The organism is Sporocytophaga myxococcoides DSM 11118, from assembly GCF_000426725.1.
Classification (GTDB): Bacteria; Bacteroidota; Bacteroidia; order Cytophagales; family Cytophagaceae; genus Sporocytophaga; species Sporocytophaga myxococcoides.
The window spans coordinates 546,081-570,038 of sequence record NZ_AUFX01000004.1; the positions used below are offsets into that span (position 1 = coordinate 546,081).

20 protein-coding genes are annotated in these 23,958 nt (G+C 36.1%); 8 read left to right on the forward strand and 12 right to left on the reverse strand.

What is annotated here, in order from left to right; genetic code table 11:
- Positions 1 to 109 precede the first annotated feature (109 nt).
- The 3 genes from K350_RS30800 to K350_RS0105205 form a co-directional block, all read right to left on the reverse strand.
- Complete coding sequence (locus K350_RS30800) at positions 110 to 1,975, reverse strand: cellulase family glycosylhydrolase (protein WP_051312882.1); 1,866 nt, start codon at positions 1,973 to 1,975, stop codon at positions 110 to 112.
- Positions 1,976 to 2,094: 119 nt separating this feature from the next.
- Positions 2,095 to 3,240: a helix-turn-helix domain-containing protein gene (locus K350_RS0105200; protein WP_028979002.1), complete on the reverse strand. Its 1,146-nt coding sequence runs from the start codon at positions 3,238 to 3,240 to the stop codon at positions 2,095 to 2,097.
- Between the two features lie 499 nt (positions 3,241 to 3,739).
- Positions 3,740 to 4,666, reverse strand: a complete 927-nt coding sequence (locus K350_RS0105205) for a hypothetical protein (protein ID WP_028979003.1) — start codon at positions 4,664 to 4,666, stop codon at positions 3,740 to 3,742.
- A gap of 180 nt (positions 4,667 to 4,846) precedes the next feature.
- Between K350_RS0105205 and K350_RS0105210 the strand changes: the two genes are divergently transcribed.
- The 3 genes from K350_RS0105210 to K350_RS27480 all read left to right on the forward strand — a co-directional run bounded on the left by K350_RS0105210 (position 4,847) and on the right by K350_RS27480 (position 9,810).
- A complete protein-coding gene (locus tag K350_RS0105210; RefSeq protein ID WP_028979004.1) occupies positions 4,847 to 7,024 on the forward strand; it encodes a S9 family peptidase in 2,178 nt (725 codons plus the stop codon).
- Between the two features lie 287 nt (positions 7,025 to 7,311).
- Positions 7,312 to 8,040: a hypothetical protein gene (locus K350_RS0105215; protein ID WP_028979005.1), complete on the forward strand. Its 729-nt coding sequence runs from the start codon at positions 7,312 to 7,314 to the stop codon at positions 8,038 to 8,040.
- Between the two features lie 348 nt (positions 8,041 to 8,388).
- Entirely contained in the window at positions 8,389 to 9,810 is a 1,422-nt protein-coding gene (locus tag K350_RS27480; protein WP_037573992.1) for a TlpA family protein disulfide reductase, read from the forward strand.
- Positions 9,811 to 9,889: 79 nt separating this feature from the next.
- On the opposite strand, the gene K350_RS0105225 is transcribed toward K350_RS27480, so the two are convergent.
- A complete protein-coding gene (locus K350_RS0105225; RefSeq protein WP_028979006.1) occupies positions 9,890 to 10,534 on the reverse strand; it encodes a MarC family protein in 645 nt (214 codons plus the stop codon).
- A gap of 144 nt (positions 10,535 to 10,678) precedes the next feature.
- On the opposite strand from K350_RS0105225, the gene K350_RS32695 reads away from it, so the two are divergent.
- Both K350_RS32695 and K350_RS32700 read left to right on the forward strand, forming a co-directional pair.
- A complete protein-coding gene (locus K350_RS32695; protein ID WP_211236715.1) occupies positions 10,679 to 11,326 on the forward strand; it encodes an HAD family hydrolase in 648 nt (215 codons plus the stop codon).
- Positions 11,251 to 11,664 carry an HAD family hydrolase gene (locus K350_RS32700; protein ID WP_211236716.1) on the forward strand — a complete coding sequence of 138 codons (414 nt, stop codon included), beginning with the start codon at positions 11,251 to 11,253 and terminating at the stop codon, positions 11,662 to 11,664. The genes K350_RS32695 and K350_RS32700 overlap by 76 nt, the downstream gene beginning before the upstream one ends.
- 61 nt (positions 11,665 to 11,725) lie before the next feature.
- Here K350_RS32700 and K350_RS0105235 read toward each other — a convergent pair whose 3' ends face one another.
- The 4 genes from K350_RS0105235 to K350_RS27490 form a co-directional block, all read right to left on the reverse strand.
- Positions 11,726 to 11,923 carry a hypothetical protein gene (locus K350_RS0105235; RefSeq protein WP_028979007.1) on the reverse strand — a complete coding sequence of 66 codons (198 nt, stop codon included), beginning with the start codon at positions 11,921 to 11,923 and terminating at the stop codon, positions 11,726 to 11,728.
- A gap of 146 nt (positions 11,924 to 12,069) precedes the next feature.
- Positions 12,070 to 12,303 carry a hypothetical protein gene (locus K350_RS0105240; RefSeq protein ID WP_156026937.1) on the reverse strand — a complete coding sequence of 78 codons (234 nt, stop codon included), beginning with the start codon at positions 12,301 to 12,303 and terminating at the stop codon, positions 12,070 to 12,072.
- Between the two features lie 28 nt (positions 12,304 to 12,331).
- The gene (locus K350_RS0105245; protein ID WP_028979009.1) at positions 12,332 to 12,757 is read right to left on the reverse strand and encodes a hypothetical protein; all 426 of its coding nucleotides are present in this window, start codon (positions 12,755 to 12,757) and stop codon (positions 12,332 to 12,334) included.
- Positions 12,758 to 12,946: 189 nt separating this feature from the next.
- Positions 12,947 to 13,291, reverse strand: coding sequence for a helix-turn-helix domain-containing protein (locus K350_RS27490; RefSeq protein ID WP_081670896.1), 345 nt, complete (start codon positions 13,289 to 13,291; stop codon positions 12,947 to 12,949).
- 90 nt (positions 13,292 to 13,381) lie between these two features.
- Between K350_RS27490 and K350_RS0105255 the strand changes: the two genes are divergently transcribed.
- The 3 genes from K350_RS0105255 (at position 13,382) to K350_RS0105265 (ending at position 15,465) form a co-directional block, all read left to right on the forward strand.
- Positions 13,382 to 13,576: a hypothetical protein gene (locus tag K350_RS0105255; protein WP_028979010.1), complete on the forward strand. Its 195-nt coding sequence runs from the start codon at positions 13,382 to 13,384 to the stop codon at positions 13,574 to 13,576.
- Between the two features lie 126 nt (positions 13,577 to 13,702).
- Positions 13,703 to 14,545, forward strand: a complete 843-nt coding sequence (locus K350_RS0105260; RefSeq protein WP_028979011.1) for a rhomboid family intramembrane serine protease — start codon at positions 13,703 to 13,705, stop codon at positions 14,543 to 14,545.
- A gap of 116 nt (positions 14,546 to 14,661) precedes the next feature.
- The gene (locus tag K350_RS0105265) at positions 14,662 to 15,465 is read left to right on the forward strand and encodes a hypothetical protein (protein WP_028979012.1); all 804 of its coding nucleotides are present in this window, start codon (positions 14,662 to 14,664) and stop codon (positions 15,463 to 15,465) included.
- 78 nt (positions 15,466 to 15,543) lie between these two features.
- On the opposite strand, the gene K350_RS0105270 is transcribed toward K350_RS0105265, so the two are convergent.
- The 4 genes from K350_RS0105270 to K350_RS33030 form a co-directional block, all read right to left on the reverse strand.
- A complete protein-coding gene (locus K350_RS0105270; protein ID WP_081670897.1) occupies positions 15,544 to 19,305 on the reverse strand; it encodes an Ig-like domain-containing protein in 3,762 nt (1,253 codons plus the stop codon).
- A gap of 240 nt (positions 19,306 to 19,545) precedes the next feature.
- Complete coding sequence (locus tag K350_RS0105275) at positions 19,546 to 20,985, reverse strand: sensor histidine kinase (RefSeq protein WP_028979014.1); 1,440 nt, start codon at positions 20,983 to 20,985, stop codon at positions 19,546 to 19,548.
- A 66-nt stretch (positions 20,986 to 21,051) separates the two neighbouring features.
- Positions 21,052 to 22,986: a S8 family serine peptidase gene (locus K350_RS0105280; protein ID WP_028979015.1), complete on the reverse strand. Its 1,935-nt coding sequence runs from the start codon at positions 22,984 to 22,986 to the stop codon at positions 21,052 to 21,054.
- 95 nt (positions 22,987 to 23,081) lie between these two features.
- A complete protein-coding gene (locus tag K350_RS33030; RefSeq protein WP_342665035.1) occupies positions 23,082 to 23,957 on the reverse strand; it encodes a phage tail protein in 876 nt (291 codons plus the stop codon).
- Position 23,958: the final 1 nt, after the last annotated feature.

Sequence of the window (23,958 nt, forward strand, 5' to 3'; positions counted from 1 at the left end):
TTTAAATAAAAAAGCTGCAAGACAAGTCATGCAGCTTTTTTATGAGTATGAAATTTCAAAGGTTTTGAAATAAAATAAATTCCTAGATCAAAGCAAAAATTCACCTTATTTATTGCTTAACCAATTTCCCATGCGATATCCCACTGGAATGATGCATCAATATAATGTAACTTCCTTTAGGCAACATATGAATATCTACTTGAGTCCATGCACGTGATGTGATCACCACATTCCCTAACATATCACAGATATCAATTCTGTTTATATTCATATTCTCAGGATTGTGAATATTCAGATACTCACTTCCAGGATTTGGATAAAGTAATAAAGACGATTTATCCGCTTTCCCAGGTAAAAAAAGACCCGTGGTCGTACCAAAGAATTCTCTGAAAACTCTTTCAAGGGCGGTATTAATGGTGGTCGTATCCACAGGCCTATCCCATCCGTCATATAATCCGAATGAAGATTCCTTATAAGAATGGTAGGTGAAATGATATCCAAGACTATCAAAAATATGCAATGCGTCTGCAGCCCATCGGTCTCCACCTTTATCATTATTAAAGGTATTTCTGGCTGCGCCAAACTCTCCAAAATACACCGGATAACCTTTGTCCTCTATATATTTTGAGTATGCAGTAATTTTCTCCACCAGATATTGATAGTTTCTAGCCCCTAGTGGCGCGTTGGAAGGTGAATTATAAAATTCAGTTGTAATAGATGCGGTAGCACCTGCTGGGATATTATCACCTTTCATCCAGCCACTTATTACATATTTGTGGCCTTTTGTTACTCTAAAACCAAAATTGGGGCAAATGACAGATGCTGCCGCTTTATTTCCGGAGATTGCCACAGAATAATTGTCGTTATGACCAATTGATTTTTCTTCTGAATAAGCCCCTGAGCCATCTGCTGAATACCACCAGTATGTGCCGGAAGTAGGATTTACAGAAAAGACGGTTCTGATTTCATTACCATTCTCATCTAGTTCTTTCAGCACAAAATCATCAAAATAAACTTTACCTGCTCCTATTTTATTGGACACAAAAACAACCCTCCCCATTAAAATTTCATCGCTTGTTACTGTGAAGGGCTTTCCGGTATAATATTTCCAACCGCTGGTACCAGAGCTTATGGAAGGATTGGTGTAGTTTCCGGTAAAATATGTAGCATCAGATGGCGCAGTGATATTATCTTCGTCAGGATACTTTCCCCCATCCCCGGTATTAGCCCAGTCAAGATTCTGATGAGTAAATTCATAAGGATCATAAAGGTGGACGGTATACATAAGATTTTCTTCCGTAATCTGCGGGTAATTATTGTTCGCATCGGAATAGCTATAATCACAATTCAATGCTAGAGCTCTTTCTGTCACAATCAGGTGATTGACATCAACGCTCCTTATGCTATCGATAATTTGCTGAGCAAGGTTGCTCCAGTTTTGAATGCTCCCAGATGGTGTTGGTTCATTCAGAATATCATAAGCTCCGATCTGAGGTTCATCTTTATAACGATCAGCAATTGCTTTCCAAAGAGCTGAAAGTCGCTTTTGATTTTCAAGGTTTGTCCATAAAGCATCTCCTTTACAAGCTGACTGGTAACCTCCCTGCGGTACATGCATGTTAAGTATCAGAAAAATACCGTGATTTTTAGCCCATTGCACATTTTTATCTATCCAGTCCCACCCACTTTGTTTATAAGTATAAGGATTAGCATCATCTTCGAATGTTTTATAGTTTAAATAAAACCGGATGGCATTCATTCCAAGATTATGAACTCGTTGTAAATCAACTTCTGAATGGTGAAGTGAAGGAGACAGGTTATCAGAATAAACAACATTACCAAAAGCCATCCCTCTGAGATATATTTCCTCCCCCTTAAATTTGAGTTTTTTGCCTTCTCTTTTTACAAAATCCTGAGAATAGGAATTGATGACTACAAGAAATAAGCTTAATGCAAACAGTAATTTTCTTTTCATATAGTGGAGTATAGTTGAGTATTGTCATTACCATAATTAGGATGTACAATTATGGCATGTTTCCAATAATAACTATTCACAAAACCCGAAAAATGCTTCTCAAAAAATGCAATTTATTTCTACTCAGGCTTTTCCTGAAACTCAGATGGAGTCTTGCCTGTCATACTTTTGAATACTCTATTAAAACTTCCCGGACTGCTAAAACCAACAGAATAGGCAATTTCACTTATATTAAGGTCAGATTCTTTTAAAAGTCTTTTTGCTTCGTTTATCCTGATTTGGTTTACATAGGTTTTAAAATTAACCTGGAATTTGTCCGAAATCGTGTCTGAAATATATCTTTGGTTTACACCAGTGGCTTTAGATATTTGAGAAAGATCCAATTCCGAATTATTAAAATTCTCATTGATATAGTCTAAAAAACTAAAGCCCGTTTCAGGCTTTTCGTCTATTGTCACAGGTCTATACCGAATATTAACAGAATTTGAATTCTCGCCAGATTTTAAACCCTTTAAATAAAACCGAAGTAACAAACTCAAAACAACGAAAAATTCTCCAATTGCCATAGCTACCAGGACTTCTGTGTTGTCTCTGTAAAAACGCACCTTGTATAATTCTATAGCACTTTCCTTCCCGAGTATAGGGTTAAGGCCAGTTGCAAAAGAAAGCTGATTCAGGCTATTCCATTCCGGCTCGGAAAAATCACTTTTGGGCTGACCAATAGCTGTAAACCACCAGTCTGGAGTAGAAAAATTTTTAAATTTTAACCTCAAGGTCTGCCTTTTATCCGAGATTTCAACATTTGTTGAGGTATGCCGATCCCTCAACCTGTGATTTGTATCTTTGACATTTTTGTCCTTTGTAACTAAAAAGATAAGAAGATCTGAAACGTTTTTTGAGGAAACTCTAACTTCCAATCTGTTGTAATCCGAAACATCAAAAACCTGATATTCAGCTTTTGCGAGATTAATTCCTGAATAAGGCACCACAAATCCCTTTTTAAGCATGAAGTGAAAACCTATAACAGAATCATTCCGGTTTGAGCTTAATACTGTTGACATGCCATTGTCATTTTTGTCAGTATAAAAATTCACATTCAGCTTTTCGGCCGAAGGAAAAAGTACCAATTCTTCTTTATGAAAGAAGACAAAAAATATTACAATAAGTAAAGCAATGCTAATTGCAATTACCCGGATGCTAGCAGCATCCTGAATAAAATTTCGGAATAGATTTTTATTGAATGTCTTGGGAATGGGTCCCTTCATATAAGTAAAAAGAGCAAGGAAGATTTATTGCTGGACGAAAATAATACTCCTTAGTATACTTTTAGAAAAAAGAAGAGAATAAATTGACCAGATGTTTAACCGAATGCAAAGATTGAAATTAAAATAATATATCCCACCGGGAGGGATGTCATCAAAAACACTATTCCAATAGTCTTCAAATTTTGAAGGGTTTTAGATAAAATCAAGCATGTCTGATAATAGGCAATCAATATGCCGTGAACCACACATACAAATTATTTGACTCAAAAAACAATAAATATTGAGCCGAATAGGGTCCTCTATTCGACTCAATATTTTAAAACCGTATGTGGCTTTGAAATGAAAACTTCCGTCGAAAGCTTTACATTTATGGCATGTGACATTCGGGTGAGTTTAGGTTTGCTTAAGCGATGTCTTTAAATTTGTAAATGAAAAATGGCCAAAAAAAAGGCTGCCCAAATGGACAGCCTCTTTATCTTTAATAATCACTTAAGGAGGATTATTGCTGTACTTTTACATTGATTGTAATTGCTCCAGAAGTTGTAGCAGATCCAGTAATGCTCTTTACAAGCACTAGACCATTTTTTCCATCAACAGTTTTGAATGCGAATACCTGATTAGCAGCAAGATTTTTAACCTGAGAATCAGTAGCGCCAGAAGCAGCTAGTTCAATTTCAGAACCATAGGTTATTGCATTAAACGCAGCCTCATTTAAAGAAGTAGTTTTAAATACAGTTGCATTTTTTGTAGTCCAAGTTTGAAGACCGCTGGTAGCATTGTTATAGATTGCAGCTGCATCTCCGTTGCTTGGAGCAGCAATTGCAGCACCATTAGTTGCACCATGGTAATAAACAAAGTCAACAAGGCTTTGGTTAGTTTTAGCAGCAGCCTGTCCGTATACTGTATTTGTATTTACATCATAAAAACTTCCTGTAGTTGCATTGTTCTCGTTACCAAGCAATACTGCACTGTAAGTGTTGATTGCGCCTGACTGAGCAGTACCAATTGTCACTTTGATAGATTTGCTTGTTGAATTTCCGTCTTTGTCAGTAACTACAAATGTATACGTATCAGAAGTTCCTAGATCGGAAGAAACCACAGTAGAGATTTCGCCTTGATAAGTATTTTGATTAGATCCAGTTAGGTTGTAAGGATTTGAACCAGCACCATCCGGAGCATAATCAGCTAAATAAGCACCATCTTTTGTGATAGCGAAAGTCTTCATGTCTTTGTCACCTTTGTTAGCAACCCATTTTACTTTTAGAGTTGAACCTGGAGCTAAAGTAACATCACCTGTTGTATATCCTGTTCCTGCAACGAAGTCAAGGCTTGGTGCTGGTTTCGGATCATCATCATCAGAACAGCTTGATAAAAGTGCAACAGCCGCAAACGCCAGCATTGAAAAGAATTTTGAGATTTTTTTCATACTTTTTTAAATTGTTAAATTGTTTTAAGGTTAAATTAATTTAGGGTAAATATATAACTTTTTCTGTTACTCATGTTTTAGGAAAATGTTTCAAAAACGGTATAAAAATTACCTATTTTTAAACCGATTGCTTCTTATTTTGTTTAAATCACCACAAAGAAATAATAACTTATTAAAACTATGTTAAAAAGATTTTTTGTAATCAGTTTAATACTTTTCTCTCACTTATCTTATTCACAGTCAAAAAAACCAATCGGGATAGAAGATATCTGGCTCAAAGCCACATTCCGTCCGGAAATCCCCCAAGGGTTTTCCTGGATGAAGAATGACTCCTACTATACCGAACTGGTCAGCGATGAAACAACTCAGCGCCTCATCCAATTTGATGCCAAAAATGGACAAGAAGTAAAAACCATACTCTCTTCCTCAGAAATAACTATTCAGCCTCAGATAAATATAGAAGAATATTTTTTTAGTCCGGACGAAAGCATGCTCCTGATTGCCTCGGCAACTGAGCCTATTTACCGGAGATCTTCCAAAAGTATTTTTTATCTGATTAACCTTTCTACCAAAAAAACTACGCCGCTCTCCTCATCTGAAAAAATTGCTTACCCCACCTTTTCACCGGATGGGAAGAAAATAGCATATGTGAAAAACAATGATCTTTACTTTACCTCAGTTGCAGACGGAAAAGAAACCAGGATCACATTCTCCGGGATGATCAATAAAATCATTAATGGCAGTAGCGACTGGGTGTATGAAGAAGAATTTGAAATAACCAAAGCTTTTTCCTGGTCAGAGGACAGTAAAAAAATCGCTTTCCTGACTTTCGATGAGTCTGAAGTCAAAGAGTATAATATGCAACTATGGGATGGTTTATATCCGACAGATTATAGATTCAAGTATCCAAAAGCAGGCGAAAGAAATTCAGAAATTACAGTTTCCTGTTATTCAACGGAAGATAGCAAAACCAAAGAAATATTCTCAGGAAAAGGAAAGGACCTTTATATCCCAAGGCTTCAATGGACGAAAAATTCTTCTTTGCTGAGTTTTATAAGATTGAACAGACTGCAGAATCATATGGAGATTTTGCACGCTGATGTTTCCACGGGTAAAATTAACACTGCATATGAAGAAAAATCGGATACATATGTTGAAATTAATGACAATCTGTCCTACCTGGCCGATGGTAAGCACTTTATATTAACAAGTGAAAAATCAGGATTCAGACACATTTACTTATATAATCTTGAAGGAAAAGAAGTTCGACAAATTACCAGTGGCAACTGGGAAGTGGAGAAAATTTCCGGAATTGACGAAGCAACACAAAAGGTCTTTTATACTTCTACTGAAGCCTCCCCAATGGAAAGACAATTTTATAGTATTGATTTTGATGGCAAGAGCAAAAAACAACTAAGTGAAGGAAAAGGAACACACGATATAGAAATGAGCTCCAATAAAAATTTTTACCTGGGCATTTTTAGTACAATCAGCACTCCACCTATTGCTTCTATATTTAATAGATCAGGTAAAGAGGTTCGTTCGGTTACTGAAAATAAGGAATTACTTCGGAGGATGGCGGCCTTTTCAATCATTGAGCCAGAATTTTTTCAGTTTAAATCTGCAAATGGAGATTCTTTTGACGGCTGGATGATTAAGCCAAAAGAAATTGCTGCTGGTAAGAAGCTGCCTGTAATGTTTTATGTCTATGGTGGTCCGGGATTTCAGACAGTTAAAAATGAGTGGATGGGCCCCAACTATTATTGGTTTCAGGCTTTGGCAGCAAAAGGTTATATTATAGTTAGCGTAGATCCAAGAGGTTGCGGAGGAAGAGGAGCTTCAATAAAAAAAATCACACAAAAAAGCCTTGGGAAATTTGAAACCGAAGATCTCATCTCCTCGGCAAAATATATTGCCAGTCTCAACTATGTTGATGGCAGTCGCATCGGAATTTTCGGCTGGAGTTATGGAGGCTATCTTTCTTCACTTGCGATGACACTGGGAGCAGATTATTTTAAAACCGGCATTGCAGTAGCGCCTGTTACAAACTGGAGGTTTTATGACACCATTTATACAGAACGCTATCTTGGCCTTCCACAAGACAATGCTGAAGGCTATGATAAATTTTCGCCATTGACTCATACGGCGAAATTAAAAGGCAACTACCTTCTAGTTCACGGAACTGCTGATGACAATGTACATGTTCAAAATTCAATGATGATGACAGATGCTTTGGTGAACAGCAATAAGCAATTTGAGTTATTTTATTATACCAACAAGAATCATGGAATTTATGGAGGTTATACCCGGTTCCATCTATATAAGAAAATGAGTGACTTTATCGAAAAAAACCTGTAAGATAGCTGCTTCTGATTATATAATAATCTGATATAATGAACCTTAGTTAAAAATAGTTTCACAATCAGAACCAGAGCCATTCTTCATCGAAATGTAATGGCAGGAAAAAAGATTATAAAAAGATTTATTTTACAGAAGGCTTTATTTGTTTAAATTTAAAGAAAAGTACCTCATACCGACGCTTGTGTTTAGAGAAAATTTGAACAGACTTTTCAAAAAAATACAGACTGTCGGGAGCAGCTTCGGCTTCTGTTGGGATGGTTAAAGTTTAATTATCATTAACGGAAATGATTACAAAAGACACACCTTTAAAAGACATAATTGCTCAAAACAGGCTTTTGCAAAGTGTAGTGGAGAGATTCAATTTTAAGCTGCCATCCTGGAATGTGAGTGTGCAGCAAGCCTGTCTTTTAAATGGAGAGAATCCGGACTTCGTAATCGGTATTCTGAAAGCTTTTGATGAAAACACGGATTTTCCTACACAGGAGCTGATGTCATTCAGTCTCACGTCTATACTTAACTACCTGAAGAAGACACATGAGTATTACCTGAGCAAAAAACTACCTGAAATTGAGCTTTCTATAGAAAACCTTATAAGAGAATATGCTCCCGGTTATCCTTCACTTGTGCATTCCGGTTCACTTTTTCTATCTTATAAAGAAGACCTTATCAAGCACATCTGGGAAGAAGAACTTGAACTTTTTCCTTATATAGAATATCTACAATCCATTAAACTTCACGGATTTAAGTTTGATGTGCATAGCAAGCTGAGCAAATATTCCATTTCAACCTTTATTCACAGTCATGATGACCACGAAAAAGGTCTTGAAAGCATAAAGGAAATTATACTTGCAGCAGCAAATCAACGTGAGCCGGTAATGGCTTATAGAATATTTCTGATTCAGCTTGAAATTTTTTCAAAAGATCTACACAAACACTCCATGGTTGAAGATGAGATACTTATTCCGCTTGCACTGAAACTGGAGAAGGAGTTGAATAATATTTTAAGGAATTAAGACTTGGGAAATATTTTAGAAAGGTCTAACCAGGACATTTTTTAGTTGTTACCATTTACACCCCAATTCCCATTAAGGTATTAAAAATACACCTTTAAAGGTTGGTTCGGATCAATATAACCTCTGATTAGGTCATTTTTTTGTAATTTTCACTTTCTTATGAGGTCACTAAATGGAATTGACTAGAGAAAAAATACGAATTGGGTGTACTGTAATGTTTAATATGGCATAAAAAATGTCATTTCAAATCCAAAACAATTCATAAAGATAGCGTTTAGGGAATAAACTCTTTTTTCGTAAAGCACTATTATTAATTTTGCGTTCAATAAATACTGATTTATATTAACTATGCAAGTTAGAAACACATTACTTTTATTGTTCTCCCTGTTCGTAGTCAACGCGTTTGCAGGTGGAACACCTCCTGCTTATTCTATTAAGGTAAAAGTGAAGGGCATCAAAGATACTACTTGCCTCCTTGCTTACCATTTCGGGGACAAACAATACTTGAAAGACACGGCAAAAGTCGATTCAAAAGGAAACTTCACTTTTGAAGGTAAAACTCCCCTAGAAGGCGGTATTTATCTCGTTGTGCTTCCCGATAAAAGGTATTTTGAAGTGCTAATCAACGAACAGAAATTTGGTATGGAAACCGATACTGCTGATTATGTTAAAAACATGAAAGTAACCGGGTCCGCTGAAAATACCCTCTTTTACGATTATCTGAAATTTCTTAATCCTAAAGGAGAAGAGATGAATAAGCTTCAGAAAAGCCTTGCGGATGCCAAATCCAAAAAAGATTCTACAGATATAAAAGATAAAATGAAAGCTGTAAGCAAAGAGATAAATGATTACAGGCTGAATGTCATTAATAATAATCCGAAAACTTTTGTTGCAAAACTTTTCAAGGCGATGATGCCGGTGGAAGTTCCTCCTGCAGATGAAGCTGCGGCAAAAGCCAAGGGTGATTCTCTCTTTACCTACAGATTCTATAAAGACCATTATTTTGATAACATCGATTTCTCCGATGACAGAATCACAAGAACCCCGGTATACCATGAAAAACTGAAAGAATACTTTGAGAATCTGGTTTATCCAAATGTAGATTCAATCAATGCCGCAGCAGATAATCTTGTTAAAAAGTCTGAAGCCAACAAGGAGGTCTTTAAATATACAGTATGGTATATCACTACCAAACATGAAACTTCCCAACTAATGGGAGCCGATGCAGTATTTGTGCACATGGTAAAAAAATACTACAAAACGGGGAAAGCATACTGGGTAGACAAAGAGACACTGGCGAAGATTGTACAAAGAGCAGATATTCTTGAACCACTTTTATTAGGTAAAAAGGCTCCTGATCTGATGCTGAAAGATTCAACTGGTACTTACCACAGACTTCGTGATCAGAAATCCAAATACACCTTTGTTTACTTCTGGGATCCAAACTGCGGCCACTGTCAGAAAACCACTCCGAAACTTTATGAAGTTTATTTGAAATATAAGGATAAAGGATTGTCTGTATATGCAGTAGATATTGACAGAAAATACAAAGACTGGGTAAATTTCATTCAGAAAAATGATCTGACCTGGACCAACGTTTATGACCCTGATCATACAATAAGCTTTAGAGATAAATATGATATCTACGCAACGCCTGTTCTTTATATTCTTAACGACAAACAAGAGATTATTGCTAAAAGAGTTTCTTATGAGCAGGCAGAAGAGATTATTGCTAATTCAATAAAGCATGATCAGGAGAAAAAGAAATAGTTAAAAATAACTTAACCCGATTAATAAAAAAGGGCCGCGCTTGCGGCCCTTTTTTTATTCTTGAATTGCCCTAAATTTTTCAGGGAAACAACTTGTGCAGAGCATTTACCATGAACTGCACTGCTAGAGCTGCCTGAAGTATTGCAAAGATCCATCCTAATATTGAAAAAGCTGCTATACTAATCACCTTCATAATTTTCCGTACAAAAACCATTGAAAGAAGATTTAAAAGCACAATCAAAAGTACAGCAACTATTACTGTAAGATCTGCCTCAAATCCACTTTCTAATGCCAGACTAGCAGCGGCAATAATGGCTGCAACGCCTATTGGAGAAATAATTAAAGGAATGGCCAGAGGAGAAAGAGCTTTCATTGATAATTCCTTAGGTGAAAGACTTTGTGGTTTGATTTCACTTTCTGCAGCATGTTTAGCGCCAGCTCCAGGAGGTTTAAAGGCCAGAATCATCTTTAAAGAAGAAATGAATAAAAGGATACTTCCAGCGACAGTCACAGAAGGAATAGAAATTCTCCAGGCTTTAAGCATATGAGTAACAACAAGAGCTAGCAAAAGAATAATTATCAGCGAAAACCATGTCCCTTTTAACGCAAGTTTTTTAAGGCTTTTTTCATCCAGCTCTATTGTCATTCCATAGAATAAAGGAATGATTTTAAGAGGCCCAATAGTGATAAAAAAAATCGTGAATATGTAGGAAAACTGTTCCATTGAAATTTCTATTTCAGGCTAAAACAGGGTGTGAAAGAAAATGTTACTACATTAACCCATGCAATGGCTTAAACCGCTCAGAAATGCCGGAACAATTATTAACTAAACTGCTTTTCTTGATATAATTCAAATCTGATCGGATATATGAAAAACAGGACAGCAGAACAAAATATACGACCGCTTTTTAATAAAAGAACAACTAGAGAAGATGATCCTCTTCCGTCCTGGAATAATGGTCTACCCAAACAAGCAACAATGGAGTTTGTTGAAAAGGTAACAAATTCCGAACATTCTCAATATGTTCAGATGGAAGAAAGAGTTGCGGTTTTTGATAATGATGGTACTCTATGGACAGAGCAGCCCTATTATACCCAATTGGCCTTTTTGCTAGATCGTATAGATGACCTGGCTCCGCATCACCCTGAGTGGAGGGAAGAACAGCCATTTAAGGCTTTGCTTGAAAAAGACCTGAAAAGTGCTCTTTCCGGAGGATTAAAAGCCATTTCTGAAATGATTATGGCCACTCACGCCGGAATGACAACCACACAGTTCGATAAAATTGTGAAGACGTGGATTTCAAAAGCTGTACATCCCAGATTTGGAAAATTATATACAGAATGTACATTTCTCCCAATGCTTGAACTTTTAGATTTTTTAAAGTCTAATGGGTTTAAGAACTATATTGTTTCTGGCGGTGGAGTTGAATTTATGAGGCCATGGGCAGAATCCATTATGGAGTGCCTCCTTCACAGGTCATTGGCAGCAGCATCAAAACAAAATATGAAATCATAAACGGAAATCCCGAGCTGTTGAGATTGCCTGAAATAAATTTCATAGACGACAAAGAAGGTAAACCAGTTGGCATATTTTCAAACATAGGACAAAAACCAATCGCAGCATTCGGGAATTCTGATGGAGACTTCCAGATGCTTGAATGGGTGACCTCACAGGAACCTTTCTTAGGAATGATTATTAAACATGACGATGCACAAAGAGAATGGTCCTATACCAAAGACACATTACAGGGAAAATTGGATAAAGCTCTGACGATGGCTTCAGAAAAAAACTGGATCATCACCAGCATGAAAAATGACTGGAAAACAATATTCTCATTTATGAATAAAAGTTAAACAAAACTTTGTATTCCCTTCTATTCAATAATCGGGTACTTTAATAGGAGAAATTCTCAACCTATTCTACCTTTACTTCTTTTACAATTTTTTTAAGTTGGGCATCAACATGAGTTTCTAACTCTTCAAAAGTCATTTGCCCCATTTCGTGCAAGAGAATAGCATTCTCCAGGCTAAATGCACACGCTTCTATATATAGAATTTTTGTATGCAGCCTTCTTATAAAAAGCTCATTTGTTTGATTGCGTTTTAAATCCATAGCAAAAAGATTTAGAAAAAAGTTAAACAACAATTAAAAACACTGGACAACTTCCAGAAAATTATAATGTTAACGATAAATTAAGTTTATTTATTTATCAGGAAATGAAAAATAATTTTCCACACTTTTGATTATAAAAAATTCTTTTAAAAATTTGCGCCTGAGCTCGATTCCAACATACGCAGCCGCTCTTCCAGAACCCTGATCCGATCCTGGAGTATTATCATTTCGGCTGAAAGTGAATCTGCCAAAATCATTAAATTTTCCCCATGATCCAAGTGGTCCATCTGTACATAAATCTTCCCTTCAATTTTTACAATCTCTACATCTTTCCTCGTAATAGCCTCCCCGTTATCACAAGTTTTAATATTAATTTCCATAGCTGTAACCATTTTTTATAAAAATCTACTAGCCGCCCTTTTCCTTTTCTATTAATTTCTGATAAAAATCCAGTAATTCTTTAAGATCTTCGTTAGTAGAAACCGCCATTTCCAAGGACTTCTTATAAACATTGAGAGTAAGTTCCTGGTAACTGATCAGGGATTTCAGATTTTCGATTTCCATTTTCAGATACTCAGGTTTTTCTCTAATGTCAGAAACCGCATTATCATTTTTATACATTTCCCCTTCCTCAAACAATAACCAATAAAGATTAAGATCCGGCACCTCTCGTACGACACTTATAAACTTGTCAACTCCGTATTTCTTTCCCTTTATAATGTTATAAATTTGAGTCCCTGCCGTATCACTGGCTTTACCTAACTCATTAATTTTCATCCTTTTCGTATCTAGAAATTGCTTTAAGCGTTTCCCTACGAGAGATAAATCAATCATTTTTTACTGGCGGTTAAATTATGATTAAAATATTTATTTACAACATGTTAAATCTATAAAAATAAAAGATATGAATAAAGTTATATGCTAAAACTATTTTCTCCCTAAGAAAATATTAAAAAACTACAAAAAATATAATTTCAAATTGACTATCAAGGATTTATACTAGAAAAATCTAAAAAATCTAAGCTAAACCTTCTTTTTCAATGCTTCAATCAAGTCTTTTTGAAGGTTCATGATTTCTTTATCCTTTTCTTCAATAAGTTTTTTACAAATATTAGGGGTTGCTGAAGAGCTGGAACCATACAAAAGAACTTCAACTACATCCATCCCATAAAAAGCTGCAAGTTTTTCAAGCTTGGAAAGTGTTATATCTGTTAACCCCCTTTCCAATTTTGAATAGGTAGAAAGTGAAATCTCCATTTCAAAAGCTAGAGCGTCCTGGCTTATTCCCTTTGAGATTCTGAGTGATTTTAAAATGTTACCAAGATCTTTCATGATACAGGGTAAATCTAAAGGTAAAAATAACCACATGTAAAGTATATTTTAACAATACTTATGTATTATTATACTTTAAATGTGTAATATTATACCTATATTTAAACTTTTTAAACTCAAAATGCTATGGAGACAAACAAAGAAACAAACTACATCTATGTAAGAAGGCTACATACAAAAATCTTATATCTTGAGGCCTGCACTTTTAGCCTGGAAAATGCTATTTTATTATATGAAATGAATCAAATAGATTTCGATGAACTTAAAGAGATAACGACTAGCCAATTTGAAAAAATAAAAAGGGAAATTGCTGATTTATAAAAGATAGCTTTCAAAAATCCTTATTTATTATGGTTCAAAAAGTACTAAGTTAAACGCTAAGCAATTCGCAATTTTCCCTGAAATTTCTTATTTTTATATAGGTTCTTTTTTAACTGAGAATTAAAAATGGGAGAGTTTTCAACCAACACAGCATTATTATTTAGTGTTGTTATAATGTTTCTCACGGTATATTTCTCTTATCGTGGATTTAAAGACAAGGTCTTTTTTGAAAAATACCTGTTCAGGGTAGATAATATTTTAGTTTCCAAGGACTACAAAAGATTACTTACTTCCGGTCTTCTTCATGGGAACTGGTTTCATCTCATTTTTAACATGTACGCTTTCTTTTCTTTTTCAGAAGCATTGGAAAGTCAAATGGGATCAGGGCAATACTTGATGATTTACTTTTTCAGTCTTGTAGGCGGAAGTTTGTTTGCGCTTTATATTCATAGAAATCATGGTGATTATAGCGCGATTGGTGCTTCTGGAGCAATTTGCGGATTAATCTTTGCCTCTGTTGCCCTATTTCCAGGAATCTCAATTGGTTTAATATTAATTCCTGCACAAATCCCTGGTTGGTTATTTGCTTTGATATTTGTTGCAATTTCCATTTATGGGATAAAATCCAATGCCGGAAATATTGGCCATGATGCACATCTCGGAGGTGCTCTAGCAGGTATGCTGGTGGCAATAGCAATGAACCCTGAAATAATTTTCTACAATTATATCCCAATTCTTTGCCTTCTTACTCCTACTATTATATTCCTATATTTTATCCTGGCTATGCCTGAAATCCTTTTGATTAATACTTCTTTTAGTTCAAGGAATAGCTATATGAGTAAGGATGAAGAATATAATCTCAAGAAATTCAACAAACAGAAAGATATAGACAGGATACTTGACAAAATCAACGAAAAAGGCTTAGATAGTCTCACCAGCAGGGAAAAGGAATTACTTGATGAATTTTAAATCACACTTCCAATTGATCCATGCTTTTAACTTATTCCTTTATCCAATCTTCCCGAAACATCCAAATTGGTTCTTTTACCAAAAACAGGTATTTTTAAAGAATTAAACCATAATCCATGAAAAAAAATATTTCATATTTATCCATTTCAGCAATGGCATTTTTACTATGCTTTGCGTCTTGTAAGAAGGATAAAGATTCTGCTGTTACACCTGCTAACCCTTGCAAAGTAGCAGAGGTCAAAGGAGCTAATGATCAGGTATTGTCAACAAGTGAATATTCGTCTGATGGAAAAATCACTAAGGTAACTGACAATGCATCTGGTGAATATACTACATATGATTACGACAGCGCTTATGTCAGAACTTATACTAAAGGGATTGACGGAAAATTAAAAAGCACCTCTAAAATCGAAGTAAATAAGTACGGATTTGCAGCGAAAAGCTTTAACAAAACAATAGGGAATGATTCCATTACTTATGACTCTGTTTATTACCAATATAATGGAGATGGATATCTTACCAGAGAAATCATTTATACTTATATCTATAACACTTCAGGAGAAGTTCTTTCCAAAGATGCCTATGTAACTACTTATGAAGTTAAAGGAGGAAATGTAGTACAAAGCACAAACTCTAAAGTGGGAGACGAAATGATGCTTCTTATTACGAAATACGAATATGATACAAGTGTAGAAAACAAATCTGGCATCTCTCTTACAGGATCCAATACAGATCCTATCCCAACAGGTAAAAGCACTAAAAATCCCATTAGCAAAGTTACCTATCCGTTTGGCTTAACCACTGATGAAATAAGCTACAGCTATGATGATAAAGGAAACGTAACAGAAGTTAAGACAAAACATAATACAGTTTCCGGATCTACTGAAACTACTTCTAAAGTCTCATATATCTGTCAATAAATTCAACGATAATAATTAAAAAAGAAAAGGCTGTCTTATAAAGGACAGCCTTTTCTTTTGTCATATTTTTAATAGAGTTTATCTTTTTATAAATCTCTTAGTTAATAATCCTTCAGCTGAGCTTAGTTTTAACAAATACTGTCCACCACTTAGATTTTCAATATTAATTTCAATCACCTCCTGATTGGAATACTCGGTAAAAACAATTTGCCCCAGAACATCAACGATTTCCAGCCTTCTTGTTTCTGCAGCAGCATTTTCCAAATGAACAGTGATCTGATTATCGGCAGGTACAGGAAATACTTGTACCTGGGCTGAAGAAAGCCTGGAATTTATTCCTGTAATCAGAATATCTGCAAGCACTGACATTTCTCCTTCACAGCCTTCAATTACAGTTTTAACACCATAAAAACCTGTCTTGGCAGCCCATAAACTACTGCTCACTTCACCATCAATAGGTTGATTATTAAAATACCATTGGTTTCCTTCCTCATCACTCGAGGTTAACAATATTGTTCCGTCTTCAAAAGCTGCCTGGGTTATTTCAGGTTGGCCAGGTATTACACAAAATGAACGTATTACTGGTGTTGCAGGAGCAAATTCGTCATTCCCTTCCTGTTTGGCTTTAATTTTTGCCATTCCCGGACTAATGATCTGAACTTTATTTCCCTCTACTATAACATTAGAGGATACGGCTTCGAAAGTCACCGGCAATTGTGCATTTGAATTGGCTACTATTGTAAAATCATTACTAGTAATCGATTTGTCAGGTATAGGATCAAATGTGATGTATTGAATTTCCCTGTCTACATATACCTTAAAATCCTCCAGAGTATAGGCCCCTTCAGTATCTGTAGCTTTAATGAAAACATCTGCACTGCCGGAACCCAGACAGATTAAAGTTAAAATATTGCCATCAACAGACACATCAACAACACTTCTATCTGACGATGTTACTTCAACCAATAGATCTCCAAATGGATCAACATCATCTGTTAAAACAGTATCCAGACTAATTCTGTAAACAGTTCCGAATTTTCCGGAGAGAGCTTCAATAGCAGTAAAGCCAGGTTTCAGATTCGTTCTTTGAATTACAAAAAGTCCAAACGGGTTTGTCAAGCCATCACCAATTGTTATTGCCGACTTTGTTCCATCTGCTTTATATTGTAATAAACTTTGATTGCCTTGATTCACAACATAAAGCAATTCCTGCTTTTGCTGGAAATCTAATCCCGCCGGCCAATTAAGGTCTCCTGAACCAGAAACCAATTCTTTACTTCCATCAGTAAGGTTTAACTTATAAACTTCGTCAGCTCCTGAAGCAAGGCTGCCACCGTCTGCAACATAGATATTCTCCTGATCCTTCAATGCAATATCTAGTGGAAGTAAGACATCACTACCGCTGTTTATAGTTATAACAGAATTGTTGGGTGAAATTTTCAATATTGAACTTGGTGCTCCGAAAAACACACCTCCATTTCCTACAATCAAGTCTCCGTTTCTTAATTGCAATATTCCACTTGCAAATTGCAGATCGCCTCCTTGATAAACAGACTCAACAAATCCGGTTGCGGTATCTATTCTGACCACCCCATTCATACCATCAGCCATAACCAAATTACCTTCTCTGTTCATAATCATGGCAGGGGCCAGGGGGTCAGAAGGTAGCATGCTGAAACGAGTTACTTCAACCAGCAGTGTTTGTAATCCAGTTTCAGGATTTATTTTAACCAGACCTGATTCTGCATCCAATACAAATAAACTTGTTCCATTTTTATAATAAATGTTCCTTGCATCTTTAATGTATTCTCCTGAAGCTATAATGCTGTCTTGAGATGTAACAGGATCTATAATCCTTATTTTATCAACATCAGCTATCAGCAGATCTCCTTCGTCCAGAGAAGGCTTTATGTGGACATAATAAGCAGTCGCTGGCGACTCATTTCCTGCATCATCAATCGCTTTGAAGAAAAATACATCTGTTCCAAACATGCTGCTAACAGGCTTATAGATAAAAGCTCCATCTTCTGTGATCTCCACCTTACCTTTCAGACCATCTGCAACGAGGCTAAAAGTTATATCGCCATTTTCTGCATCAGAAGCTGAAAGATTACCAGATACATCAACATTTTCTTTGGTAGTAATATGCTCTGATTTAGCATAGGGTGCAGAATTGATAAGATTCACAATAACACTGGCAACATTACTAAATCCGGAACCATCATTAGCCCTGAAAGTGAAAAGATCTGTTCCTGAAAAAGCAGAATTGGAAGAATACACAAAGCTACCATCTTCCTTTACACTGACTGAGCCATGCGTAGGCTGATCAACGATCTCGAAAGTCAAGCTGTTTTTCTCCGGATCACTAGCCTTCAACTGGCCCGAGTAACTTCCTTTATAAGAAGCATTGATGGTATCAGATTTGGCTACAGGCAAATCATTTACCGAAACAATCTCAATTTTAAAAGTAAATAGTGAAGAACCTATTTCTGGCGAAATCGCATTTTTTCCATCCTTAACACTGAAAGAAAATTCATCTTCAAAAAAGTCATCTCCGCCATTATGAACAAAACTTAAATTGCCATTTTCCAGATCTTTGAATGTAAATGAATCTGACTTCTTCAGAGTATCACCTTTGAGCACCAAATATCCGGTTTCATTTTTAACTGGATTGTCAAGTGTCAGAGTAGGGTCAAAAGAAAAAATTATGAATTCAGAAGAACTTTCATCATAGATATTTAAAAGCTCTGAGTTGATGATTTCTTTGCCTCCTTCATTAACTGTGAGTCCAAGATTCGTTTCAACTGTTGGAGAAAGATTGTACCAATAGAAACCCTGCTTACCTATGAAATAAGCCGAAGTTGGGTCTGCAGGAATTGCTTTTGTTTCATAAAACTCCTGATATGGCATATAATCCGCATTCGAAGAGAATGAAGCTTCTACAAGAAGATTTGCTTCAAGCTTATCACTTTCAGAAGAAAATTTTATCAAACCACCAATTTGAGAGGGCAAACCCAAACTACCTGGACTCACCAGAGGAAACGCTGCACCACCACTTTTAGAAGTTCTTAAAGTAGCTCTTGTATAAACTATAGGAGCAGTTCCATCAATGGCGTCTATGAGTACCGACTTTCCTTTCCAAACCAGAATACCGTTGTCCAAACTGCTTTCATCCGCTGAAAATTTCATTACCTCATCATCAGATACAGCGAACCCGTCATAAGTAAGGCTTAGTGATAGCCGACCATCTGAATCTACGACCGGCCCCCAGTAGGTCCCTGTCTTTCCGGAAATTTTTACATTTTCAATATTAACCGAAAGGCCTCCTGAATAACCTGCATCACCGAAAGATTGTAGGTCCGCAGTGCCGGGCCATTGATTCTGTGAGGTATAAAGTAAATTACCTGGCCCAGCCAGATTAAGAATAAAAGTTTCATTATCGAGATCGTTAGAATTAATGAATATTCTGGCAGTACTCATATCTCCTGAAGATGGGAAATAAGAAATTGAAAACACTGAAGAATCTCCTGGTTTTATTATAGAAGCAGAAGGGTCCTCTGTGAGAAAGAAATCGATGACTTTATTCAATCTTACCAAAGGCTCTCCGGTTAATTGAAGATCAGAATCTCCCGCATTCTTGATTGTAAAACTCAGCGATGGGGTTATTTCGGCAGCAGCAGGAAAAGCAACTGTACTGTTGTGGATCTGTTTAACTGCGCCTTGCCAAACCTCTATTTTCTGAGCTTGAGCATTGCCGGAAAAGAAGAAAAACATAGTAGCTAAAAAAATTCCGGAAGAAACTTTTGAGAGCAATGAATTTAAAGGGTAGTTATAGTGCATACCTTTATGATTTAACTTTACAAACTAATGTTCAATTGATTTTCTACAGAAATGCGTAAAATGCAGAGTCCTGAATTGTCTGTGAAATTTGTACTATCCTTACATTTTACGAGACAAAACAGAGTATGGTTTTGATAAACAGGTTATAAGCGTATTTTCAACCTATTGATTAATTAGATTAATAAATTCTTACCTGCAAATTCATTTTTACAAAAAGGAATAAAATACCTTACGAACAGTCTAATTTAAGCGATTTTTCAAAATAACTTTAAATATTGTTCCAAATTTCCGAGAACTTTCGGCGATAATCTCTCCCTCGAGCTTCTCAACGATAAGTTTAAGTATATACAATCCAAGCCCGGTTCCTGATGCATCCGGATGGAATCTTTTAAAAGGTTTAAATAGGTCATCTCCATAACTTTCCAGATCCATTCCAGAGCCATTATCACGCACCTCCACAACAACATTACTACCCTGTCTGTAGGTCCTGACTGATATTTCCAGCTGGTGATCTGGTTTTCTGAATTGGATTGCATTTGTAACCAGTTCATTCAGCAGATAATAAATTTTCTCCTGAACGGAATATATTTCCGGTGCATCCTTAAAGTCTTCAGAAATCTTCACATTATAGTCTCTAATCCGAGGTCTCAAATGATTTATGACCTTTTCAAACTCTTCCCTAAAATACACAAGATCTCTGGCTTGGTAGCTTTCTTGCTGAATATCTGCAATGTTATTCAGATCATAAATAATATTATCCAGTGCAAGGACCGACTGCTCGAGCTTTTTGAGATACTCTCTTATGTCAGTTGGGGATCTTGTTATTTCAATCAGGTTTAGCAGACCAAGCACGCTTGCAACAGGACCTCGAATCTTATGAGAAAGTGTGTAGGAGTATTCTAATAATTCCTGATTGTATCTGAAAAGTTCTTCCGTAACCTTTGAAAGATCTTTATCCCTTTCGCTAATTAACTTTTCTAGAATAAAGTTTTTGCTTTCCAGATCCACTTTCTGAGCCTGTACGGTTTCTGTTTTTCTTTTTAATGAATGCACCAGAAGCAGATTCTTTTTTTCAAATGACTCTATATTTTTTTTGAAAAATCCAAAGCTCCCAATCAGGAAGGAATAGTAAAGAAAGAATACAACATTGGCAAAATAATACTTGTCATCCTGAAAACCCATCTGATAATAATCGACTCCGAATAAATAATGAAGGGGGTCAAACAATACAAGTGTCAATAACCCAAAAACCATACTGCTGAGTAATGCAACCTTTTCTTCCAACTGATAAACAGCAAGAGGGATAATACACAGCAGTAGCAGAGCGGTTCGGGGAAGGAAAAAATAAGCATCATGAATCGGTACACCTGACTTTTTATCAACAATGGTCATAATAAGCATACCGGAACAATTCGCCGCTGTAAGCAAAAATTTAGATGTCCGTATGTATCCATATTTTGACAAGAAAAGTGTAACCACATTTAGCAAAACTATTGAGACGAAAATTGCCACAACAATAGGGCTAGATTGATACATAAAATAATCAAGTATTATAAATATGCTTAAAAGTATGGCAATACATAAAGCAATATTATTGGCAATGATAATATTTCTGTTTTCCCAGGTCTTATAGCCAGGTGATGTTCCGTAAATACTTAACCTTTTAAAAAATTTAAACATAGTTATTATCTAGTTGCCCTTTTTCCATATAAAACTTATTTACAATTTATGGTCGTTCTTCAATTACTATGGTTCAACTGTCTCATATTTTGCCTTCCATCCGGCAAAGTGGTTTATATTATCAGTGACAAACCAGACTAGCATTTTATTTCCAGAAGAAGCCACTTCAGGAGGCACCAATAAACCACTAAAAATCCCTATAATTCTTGCCTGAGTGCCATCACCATCAAATATATAAACTTTATCTGTATGCGCTTCAGTATTAAATTCAGGAAAAGCTATTCTAATTCGTGAACCTTCTTTTACCGATATAAGCCATTTGCAATCCTGGCCACCACAATAATTTTGGTCTCCACTTCCATCAGAAAATATTCCGGAAGGAAAATTTAAGATCCTTTCTGAGGTGCAATATAATTTTGAAGAATCTACTGTCACAACGCTGTAATACAACACTAGCTCCTTATTTTCTTTAGCTGTTGGATATTCAAGCCTTACAGCACTTGCCGGAATGAACACAGAATCCGGAAAATCATTTACATTAAATTTCTTAGTGTATCTGTTTGATGTATCAGAAATTATTATTTCACAACTTTTATTATAAATGTGAGAAGAAACTCTTTTAACAACGATACCCTTATACTTTCCCTCTGGCTTAATCTCATAGAAGCCTGAGTTTTTCTTATTATATCTGCCATTTATGTATCCTTTGGCATTTGAAAATAATTTCTTTTCTTCTTTAGAACATATTCTTTGTATAGCCTGAATTACATCGGCCTTTCCTGCACCTAATTTTCCAGCATATGTTTTGTTAATACCTTCAAGAGGAGTGGCATGCATTTGAAGGTACATTAACAGCTCTTGATTTCTCAGATAAGGATAACAAGCCAGAAGGAAAGCTGCCTTTCCTGAAACTCGCGCAACAGATACGGATGTGCCGGAGATGACAGTATCTTTGTCGTCTCCATAAACGCTAGCTGCTAATTCATTTTCTCCAATATCTGCAAGATCAACAGTGCTTCCGTAATTAGAAACAGGAAGTTTAATATTGTCTCTGCTAAGTGCCGCAACTGAAACCACTGAAGGATAAGAAGCCGGGAACTGAGATAGCTCTGAATAAAAATTACCCGCTGAAGCAACTATCAAAATACCTCTCTTTTGTGCCTCGTCCATCAGGTCCTGCTCATACTGAGAAAATGTACCTCCTCCCCATGAACAATTAATAATATCTGCACCAGCTTTAATCGCATATTCAACACCTTTGTAACAATCTTTAAGATAGGTGCCGGAAGCCTCATCAGACAGACATTTAACCGGGAGGATTTCAATTCTGCATTGAGGTTTAGACTGAATTGCAGAATCTGTCAAACTATTAAATGAAGTAATTATGGAGGCAATATGAGTACCGTGATAAAAATCTTTCAGCCGACTCAACGGCGGGTATACATTGTTATCATGATCTGAAACATCCCAACCATGGATGTCATCCACATAGCCATTTCCATCATCATCAATTTTGTTTCCTTTTATTTCTTTCTCATTAGTATAAATGAAAGACTTAATTGCATCATGAGTTAATCTGAACCCATCATCTACTACTGCAACCTTTATAACTTTTCTGTTTCCTGCTTTGAATGATAAGTTTTTATTTGACTTCCGGGCATTTGGTTTGCGAATAGCTCCAAGGAAATTGTTGCCATTCAGCTCCGCACATTCGATAAGTTTATTAGAGTACAGATCTTTGCCAATTCTAGTTGCAATATCTGCATGCCCTATTTCCGCAATAAGCCATTTATTTATTTCACTATTCTTTTCCGGAAAACTATGACAGGTTTTGAACTCTACGTGGTATTGTTTACAAATTTTTTCAAACTCATTAGACCCACCTGTCAATAAAGACGCTTGGCATATCTTTACCTTAAGGTATTGTACTTCCGTGGCATGACAATAAAATCCTTTAAGGATAAGAATGAGTAAAATAATGTGTCTTTTGGAAATAGGCATATATACATTTAAATACAAATGCGGCAACTGGTTATCAATTGCCGCATTTATAGTAAATTCTAAATTAAACTTTAATCAAAAGAGTTTTAAAGCTATTATCTTACAATAGTTTCGGAACCTCCTGTCTGTCCTTCTGTATAGGTGCTAAGTCCGGGACCAGTTCCCGCAGAAATAGGTACTCTGCCTCTCAGATCAGGTAAAGCGAAAGTTGTTCTTCCATCACCACCATAATTTGTCCCCAATAGAGAAAAGAGTGCCTGATTCTGATTAATCGGAAGTAATCTTCCGTCGCAAATAGCAAAACCTTTGGGAGCAAAATTTCCTGCGAACAACATAATTTCTGCGACATAAGGCTGAGCACCATCACGAGAAGGGAAGATTCCCTGAAGAGCTATACAATAATTGATTACTGTATATGGCTGCATGTTATTGAGTGTTTTAGTTTCTGGTGCTTTTGAAACCCAGTTAACACCATCCCAGGTCATCAGATCTCCAGCTTGAGTACCAGCATTTAGGCCGATTACTTTATTAGAAAAATTTAAAGGAGATTTAGCTGAGATATTTGCGGTAGCAGCATTTGCGGCATACAAAGCATAAGGAACGCTAAGAAGCTGAGTCACTCCAAGAACTGCAAATTCTTTTGAATCAACATTCATTTCTATTTTAAGAAATCTGTCACCATCTCCCCATCCTATTTTGGTAAATACACCAGACAAAACAGTTCCTTTGCCTAAAGCCAGGTTAAATAAGCCATTTGGAGAAGTTGTAACAGAGTGCTGTTCAGAATACTCAGCGCTTTCTCCTCCTGCATCTTTGGTAATAGATGCTCTGATAACTATTGCCTTGCTAATTAAAGGCTGTCCATCTGCACTACGCGCAACTCCCTGATAGTTGATTGCTTCAGGCTGGGCAAAAGCAGCAAAGCATATGCAAAACATCAACGAGAAAAGTAAAAAACATTTAGGTTTCATA